At 74.2% G+C, this 7,376-nt stretch carries 5 protein-coding genes; 4 read left to right on the top strand and 1 reads right to left on the bottom strand.

Going from position 1 to position 7,376, the window contains the following annotated elements:
- The coding region (locus tag EST54_RS32490; RefSeq protein WP_129251275.1) for a hypothetical protein at positions 1-309 on the bottom strand (309 nt) is incomplete at its 3' end.
- Positions 310-786: 477 nt separating this feature from the next.
- Between EST54_RS32490 and EST54_RS32485 the strand changes: the two genes are divergently transcribed.
- The 4 genes from EST54_RS32485 to EST54_RS32470 all read left to right on the top strand — a co-directional run bounded on the left by EST54_RS32485 (position 787) and on the right by EST54_RS32470 (position 7,212).
- Positions 787-2,160, top strand: a complete 1,374-nt coding sequence (locus EST54_RS32485) for a hypothetical protein (protein ID WP_129251274.1) — start codon at positions 787-789, stop codon at positions 2,158-2,160.
- A gap of 26 nt (positions 2,161-2,186) precedes the next feature.
- Entirely contained in the window at positions 2,187-3,185 is a 999-nt protein-coding gene (locus EST54_RS32480) for a glutamate ABC transporter substrate-binding protein (RefSeq protein ID WP_129251273.1), read from the top strand.
- Between the two features lie 146 nt (positions 3,186-3,331).
- Entirely contained in the window at positions 3,332-4,657 is a 1,326-nt protein-coding gene (locus tag EST54_RS32475; protein WP_129251272.1) for a hypothetical protein, read from the top strand.
- A complete protein-coding gene (locus EST54_RS32470) occupies positions 4,654-7,212 on the top strand; it encodes a serine/threonine-protein kinase (protein ID WP_129251271.1) in 2,559 nt (852 codons plus the stop codon). The genes EST54_RS32475 and EST54_RS32470 overlap by 4 nt, the downstream gene beginning before the upstream one ends.
- Positions 7,213-7,376 lie beyond the last annotated feature (164 nt).

The raw sequence follows: 7,376 nt of genomic DNA, 5'->3' as shown, positions 1-7,376 counted from the left end.
GCGTTCGCCCGGGGCGAGGACGAGGTCGGGGGTGGGAGCGGGGGCCGGGGCGGACGGATCGGATGGCGGTGCCGGGGAATGATGACTGTTGCGCTCTGTGACGATGGTGATGTGGCGGTCGGTGTCGTTGACGATGAGGGTGGCGGAGCCGTCCGCGCGGTGGTCGAGGGGGTAGCTGCCGTCGGGATCGATATAGGTCGTGTCGCCGATGGTCAGGAAACCGCTGGCGGACGTGGGTGTGTTGAGCGCGGGGCGGTCGTCGGCCGGGGAACCCGCGAGCGGGGTGAGAAGCTTTTTCCAGCGGGGCATGAGCATTCCTCCGAGCGTCGGGCACGGGCCTGGAGCCGTGCCGGTGGCGAGGGGCGAGAACCACCCTTCGTCACTCAGCGTAATCGAAGGCGAGGGCGCGGACAGCGGCGCGTGGGAGCGAAGTGGGGGGCGCGGAGGGAGCGGAGTGCGCCGTCGCAGGCGTGGAGCGGACGTCGAGAGGACGACGCGCGGACGTCCGCGGGGACGGCGAGGGGACTGCGAGGGGACGGCGAAGTCGCGCGCAGAGGGTGCGAGATGCCTGCCCTCGCGATGCCATCGCGATGCCGCCGCGAGGGCATCGCGATGCTGCCGCGGCCCCTCCCCGCGGGTCGCGATCCGAACAAGATCAGGGCAATTGCGGTGTGTGTGTCAGCGGCTGCGGACATACTGCTGCCCATGTACCAGTCCTTCGTGTGAGCGCTCCCCGGCGCGGGCGCGGAGGCCGTCCCGCAGTCAGCGACCCAGGGGGAAGGTTCCGTGCCGACCAGCAGCGTGTCACCACCCGTCCCGGGGCGCCGGACGGCGTGGGCCGAGGGGCTGGACGAGCTGCGTGCCGCGGCGACGACCGAGCCGGGCCGACTGCGGGTGATCGGGGCCGTACTGGCCCTGCTGGTGGTGGTGTTCGGCGCGGTCACGGCCTGGCAGGTCTCGGACCGGGCGGCGGCCGCGGACGATGTGGTGACCCACAGCCAGCCGCTGACCTCGGACGCGGCGAGCATCTACCGTTCGCTGGCGGATGCCGACACGACGGCCGCGGCGGGCTTCCTGGCCGGCGGCGAGGAGAGCAGGGCGACGCGGGAGCGCTACGCCACCGATATCGCGACGGCGTCCGCGCTGCTGGTCAAGGCGTCGGCGAACAGCCGGGGTTCGGACGAGGCGGGCGCGCAGATGGCCAGGCTCAACAGCCGGCTGCCGCGCTATACGGGCCTGGTGGAGACCGCGCGGGCCAACAACCGGCAGGGGCTGCCGCTGGGCGGCGCCTATCTGCGGTACGCCAATGAGCAGATGCGCAGGGAACTCCTCCCGGCCGCACGGGCGTTGTACGACGCCGAGACGGACCGGCTGACCGCGGACTACGGCGAGGCCAAGGCGTGGCCGTGGTACGCGCTGGCGGCCGGGGCGGTGGCGATCGGTGCGCTGGGCTGGGCGCAGCGGCGGCACTACCGGATGACCAACCGGGTGTTCAACCACGGCCTGCTGGCCGCCACAGCGGCGTCCGTCGCGGTGCTGCTGTGGCTGGTGGCGGGGCATGCGACGGCACGTGCCGGGCTGACCGATTCCTACCAGCACGGCGCCCGGTCGCTGCGGGTGCTCAACGAGGCGCGGATCGATGCGCTGCAGGCGCGCGGGGACGAGAACCTGACGCTGGTGGCGCGCGGCGCGGTGCTGACCGGTGCCCGGCAGGACTTCTACGAGACCGGTTTCCGCTCGGGGATGACCGACCTGGCGGGCCCGGGCGAGCACGGCGCGGCCGCGGCGCACAGCCGGCTGGGGGCGGCGCTGGCGCTGGCGGACGACGAGGCCGGGCGGCGCCCGGTGCGGGCCGCGCTGGCGCAGGTACGGCAGTGGCAGGCGCGGCACGCCGAGGCGCGGGCGGCGGACGACAAGGGGGATTACGAGGGGGCGCTGGCCAAGGTGATCGGCCCGGACGGGTCCACCGGGGAGTCCTTCGACCGGGTGGCGGCCGGGCTGCAACAGGCGCTGGAGCACGAGCAGGCGCAGTTCCGGTCGTCGGCGGACGCGGGGCGCGGGGCGCTGGGCGGGCTGCCGGTGGGGGCCGGCGTCCTGGCGGCGCTGGCGGCGCTGGGCGCCGTACTGGGCATCGGGCGCAGGCTGGCAGAGTACCGGTGAGGGGGCGTGGTGAGGGGAGGAAGCGGATGCGGGCGCGAGGGCTGAGGAATCTGCGTGCCGTCCTGGCACCGGTCGCCTCGGGCATGTGTGTGATGGCGGTGGCCGCGGCCGTGCTGGTGCCGGCGCTGGGCCACGAGGCCGAGCCTGCCGGACCCGTCCGGCACGGTGCGTCCGCACCCGCGGCGCCGCACCGGGCGGCGGCACCGGCCGCCGCGAAGTGCACCGCGCGCAACGCCGCGCAGAGTCTGCGGCCGTCGTCGGACGACGGTGCGGCGGTGTCGCGGATCAAGGAGAAGGGCCAACTGGTCGTCGGGGTCGACCAGAACACCTACCGCTGGGGGTATCGCGACCCGGCCACCGGCAAACTCGAAGGCTTCGACATCGATCTGGTGTGGGCGATCGCCCGGGACATCCTGGGGCCGGATCCCGATGTCGTCTTCAAGGCGGTGCCGACCGCCCAGCGGGTGCCGGCGCTGCAGCGGCACACCGTCGACATGGTCGTGCGGACGATGACGATCAACTGTGCCCGCAAGGCACAGGTGGCGTTCTCCACCGCCTACTTCCAGGCGGGGCAGCAGGTGCTGGCCCCGAAGGCATCGAAGATCAAGGCGTTCGACGATTCGCTGCGGGGCAAACGGGTCTGCACGGCCGCGGGTTCGACGGGCGAGAGCGAACTGCGGGCGCGGCGGCACGGCGCCTCGGTGCTGACGGTCCCCAATCAACTCGACTGCCTGGTCCGGCTGCAGCTGGGCGAGGCCGACGCGGTCGTCACGGACAATGCGCTGGCCGCGGCGCAGGCGGCGCAGGATCCGACGGTGGAGCTGAAGGGCAGTCCGTTCACCGACGAGCCGTACGGGGTGGCGATGAACCAGGACGACACGGATCTGGTGCGGCGGGTCAACAAGGTCCTGGACGACTACCGGGACGGCGGCAGCGACAGCCCCTGGATGCGGTCGTACCGCACGTGGCTGCGGGCCGATCTGCCGGGCATATCGGGGCCGCCGTCGCCGGAGTACAGCGACTGATCGCCCCAAGGAGCGGTGTACGGCGGATGATCGCCCCAAGGAGCGGTCCGATGCCGTCACTATGGAAGGCGACGGAAGGGAGCTGACCGCAGCGGCCGACGCCGTGGCAAACGCCGTGCACCGTACGCGTATTGGAGAGGTGATCGATGGGGGTCCCTGGACCCTTCCCCGGCACTCCGGGGAGGCCCGATGCCCCGGAGCCGGACCGGGAAGAGGTGGATCGCGCCCTGGACCGGCTCGGTGCCGAGTACGAGGCGATCGAGACCTCGCTGCTCGCGTTGCAGGACCACGCGGGGCGCCGGCTGCTGGAAGGCGCCGACCTGTCCGGTACCACCAAGGAGCGCTGGGCCGCCGCGGAGCGGTCCATCACGGTCCTGTGGTCGTTGTTCGACGCGTACACCGCGGTGCTGGAGCAGGCGCGTGAGCTGCGGGCCCGGCGCCGCTGGCCCTCGGCGGAGGATCTGGCGGAGCTGACGGAGCTGCTGCACGGCGACGGGGTGACGGTGCCGGGCGCGGCCGCGGCGGGCGGCGGCCCGGAGAGCGGCCCGGCCCGGCTGAGCGAGCGGTTCACCCTGGTCGGGCTGGTCGAGCGGATGAACGGGCTGTACGCCCGCTCGCTGGACGTCATCGTCGCCGCCGACGCGGTCTGGTCGGCGCTGCCGGCCCGGATAGACCTGCTGTCGGCCGAGCTCCAACGGACGCGTTCGCTGGCGCATTCGGTGGGGGTACGCCCCGGTGAGCATCCGGCCGGCGACGACCTGGAGCGGATCACCGATGAACTGCTGCGGCTGCGCGCCCGGGTGATCGAGGATCCGCTGGCCTTCTGGGTGTCGTCGTCGACAGGGAGTTCAGCGCCCGGCGGGGGCCGCCCGGACACCGCGCGCTACGACCGTGCGGCCCGTGCGCTGGAGGACATCCGGCGGGAGGTGGCGGCGGTCCTGGACGTGCGGCAGGACGCCGAGCGGCGGCTGATGCAGCTGCGCGACGTGCTGTCGCGGGCGGACCGCACCCTGACCGAGGCGCGGCAGGCCCGCGGCGAGGTGCTGGCGAAGATCGCCGCATCGGAGGTGCCCGCGGTCAGCGGCCCGTCCGCGGCGCTGCACGAACAGCTGGCGGCGGCCGCCGACTACCGCAGGCGGGCGCAGTGGCACCGGCTCTCGCCGCTGCTGGACAGCCTGGAGGAGGAAGCGGAGGACGAACTCCACCGCGCCCGTGAGTCGTTGACCAAGGTGACCGCGCCGCTGGCGGTGCGCGCCGAGCTGCGCGGCCGGCTGGACGCGTACCGTGCCAAGGTCGCACGCCACGGCATGGCGGCGGATCCGCTGCTGATCGAGCGGTACGACCTGGCGCGCCGGATGCTGTGGAGCGCGCCGTGCGACCTGCGGGCGGCCGAGCAGGCGGTGTGGCGCTATCAGCAGGCCACGGCGGAGGCGCTGGCCGCGCCGCAGGCGGAGGGGCAGGGGGATTCATGACCGGGCGGGCCGACGAGCGCTGCCAACGACGGGACTGCTCGGGCAGTTACGAGGACGTCGGCGGCGGCGAGCTGTACTGCGACCTGTGCGGGCTGGCGCCCGTGGTCTCCCCGGGCGGCCTGCTGTCCTCGCCGCCCACGGGGCTGACGGGCCGGGTGCCCACGGACACCACCGCCGCCCGGGAGGCGGCCGGGGCCCTGCTGACCATCCCCTCCCCCGCCCCCGGTTCGGGCGGTACGGCGGCGTCCGCCCGCTCGGCGCCGTCCCGGCGCCCGGTGTCCGGGCGGCTGTCGCCCCCGGGCTCCGGCGGCGGCCCGGCGCGCGGCGTCCCGGCGGTGTCGGTGCACCGCCAGGGCAGCGGCCCGTCCTCCGGTTCCGTGCGCGGACGGCTGGGCGCGGGCCTGGTGGCGGTGCCGGAGGTGCCGCGGCCCGATCCGGCCATGGCCGTTCTGGAGCACCCGGAGGTTCCCGAGCGCAAGCGGTTCTGCAGCCGTACGGAGTGCGGCGCGCCGGTGGGCCGGGGGCACGGTGAGCAGCCGGGCCGCACGGAAGGGTTCTGCGCCAAGTGCGGCCATCCGTACAGCTTCGTCCCCAAGCTCCGGCCCGGCGACATGGTGCACGGCCAGTACGAGGTCGTGGGCTGTCTGGCGCACGGCGGGCTCGGGTGGATCTATCTGGCGACCGACCACGCCGTCTCCGACCGGTGGGTGGTCCTCAAGGGGCTGCTGGACACCGGCGACGAGGAGGCGCTGGCGGTGGCGGTGTCCGAGCGGCGCTTCCTCGCCGAGATCGAGCACGCCAACATCGTCCGGATCTACAACTTCGTGGAGCATCTCGACCGGGCCACGGGCAGCCTCGACGGCTACATCGTCATGGAGTACGTCGGCGGCAAGTCGCTCAAGGACCTCGCCAACGACCGGCGCACGCCCCAGGGCAGACGCGATCCGCTGCCGGTGGAGCAGGCCTGCGCCTACGGCATCGAGGCGCTGGAGGCGCTCGGCCATCTCCACAGCCGCGGCTATCTCTACTGCGATTTCAAGGTCGACAACGCCATCCAGCAGGACGACCAGCTCAAGCTGATCGACATGGGCGCGGTGCGCAGGATGGACGACCACGAGAGCCCGATCTACGGCACGATCGGCTACCAGGCGCCCGAAATCGCCCTGTTGGGCCCGTCGGTCGCCTCCGACCTCTACACGGTCGCGCGCACCCTCGCCGTGCTCACCTTCGACTTCCAGGGCCATACGAACGTCTTCGCGGACTCGCTGCCCGATCCGGACCACATCGAGGTGTTCCGCACCTACGAGTCCTTCTACCGGCTGCTGGTGCGCGCCACGGACCCGGACCGCTCCCGCAGGTTCGCCTCCGCGGAGGAGATGGCCGAGCAGCTGACGGGCGTGCTGCGGGAGGTGGTGGCGCTCCAGTCGGGTGAGCCGCGGCCCGCGCTGTCGACGCTGTTCGGGCCCGAACTCCGCGTGATCGACACCGAGATACTGGCGGCGGCGGAGGGCGACAGTTCCCTGCTGGGCGGCCGCGGGGCGCCGGCCGCGGACGGGGCGGCGCGCCGCGGCCCCGCACTGCGCCCCCTGGACGTCGCCGGCGCCGCCCTCGCGCTGCCGGTGCCGCGGCTGGATCCGGGCGACCCCAACGCCGGGCTGCTGGCCGGGCTGCCGGCCGCCCCGCCCGCCGAGCTGCTGGGCGCGCTGCGCGCCGCGCCGGCCGACTCCCTGGAGCTGCGGCTGCGGGAGCTGCGCGCCCGCCTGGAGGCCGGGGACGGCGCGGGGGCGCAGTCGGTGCTGGAGACGCTCGCGGCCGGGCCCGGCGCACAGGGCGGTCCGCCCTCCGGCGACGGCGGCGCGGACTGGCGGGTGGTGTGGCACCGCGGTCTGGTGGCGCTGACGGCGGGCGACCGCGAGGGCGCGGCGCTGGCCTTCGACGCGGTCTACGACGCCTTCCCCGGTGAGCCGGCACCGAAGCTGGCCCTGGGTGTCTGCGCCGAGCTGCTGGGCCAGCTGGACAATGCCGTGGAGTACTACCGCCTGGTGTGGGCGACCGACCGCAGCTATGTCGGCGCCGCGTTCGGGCTGGCCCGGGTGCGGCTGGCGGCGGGCGACCGGACGGGCGCGGTCGAGGCGCTGGAGTCCGTCCCGGAGTCGTCCATCCATTACGTCGCGGCGCGGATCGCGGCGGTCCGCGCCCGGCTGCGGGAACGCCCCTCGCGCGAGCCGCTGCTGGCGGATCTGCGGGCGGCCGCCGCCCAGACCGAGGCCCTCGCGGGCTTCGGTCTGGATTCCGAACGCCGGGAGCAACTCGCCACCGAGGTACTCGGCACCGCCCTGGACTGGGTACTCTCCGGTAGCCACGGTGCCGGGCCGCCCGGCGAGGTGGCCGCGCACGAACCGCCGTCGCTGCTCGGCAGTCCGCTGGACGAACGCGGTCTGCGGTTCGGCCTGGAGCAGTCGTACCGGCTGCTCGCGCGGCTGGCGCAGCGTGGTGAGAAGAGGATCGAACTGGTGGAACGGGCCAACCGCTTCCGCCCCAGGACGTGGGTGTGACATGGGTGTGACTGGGCCGTCCCGGTGTCCGGGCTGTGACGAACCGCTCGCTGCGGGGGACAACTTCTGCGGGCGGTGCGGCGCCGAACTCCTGGCGCCCGCCGCGACGTCGGCGTACGGCGCCCGGCCCGCCCCCGGCGCCCCGGCCGTGCCGCCCGCAGAAG

The organism is Streptomyces sioyaensis, from assembly GCF_004122735.1.
Taxonomy (GTDB): domain Bacteria; phylum Actinomycetota; class Actinomycetes; order Streptomycetales; family Streptomycetaceae; genus Streptomyces; species Streptomyces sioyaensis.
Note: the sequence above shows the minus strand (reverse complement) of the source record. Positions and strands in the feature narration are given on the sequence as shown.

What these genes read in the sequence shown, in the direction of transcription:
- EST54_RS32475 (WP_129251272.1), top strand. Translation starts at nt 3,332, where the DNA reads ATGGGGGTCCCTGGACCCTTCCCCGGCACTCCGGGGAGGCCCGATGCC.
- EST54_RS32480 (WP_129251273.1), top strand. Translation starts at nt 2,187, where the DNA reads ATGCGGGCGCGAGGGCTGAGGAATCTGCGTGCCGTCCTGGCACCGGTC.
- EST54_RS32470 (WP_129251271.1), top strand. Translation starts at nt 4,654, where the DNA reads ATGACCGGGCGGGCCGACGAGCGCTGCCAACGACGGGACTGCTCGGGC.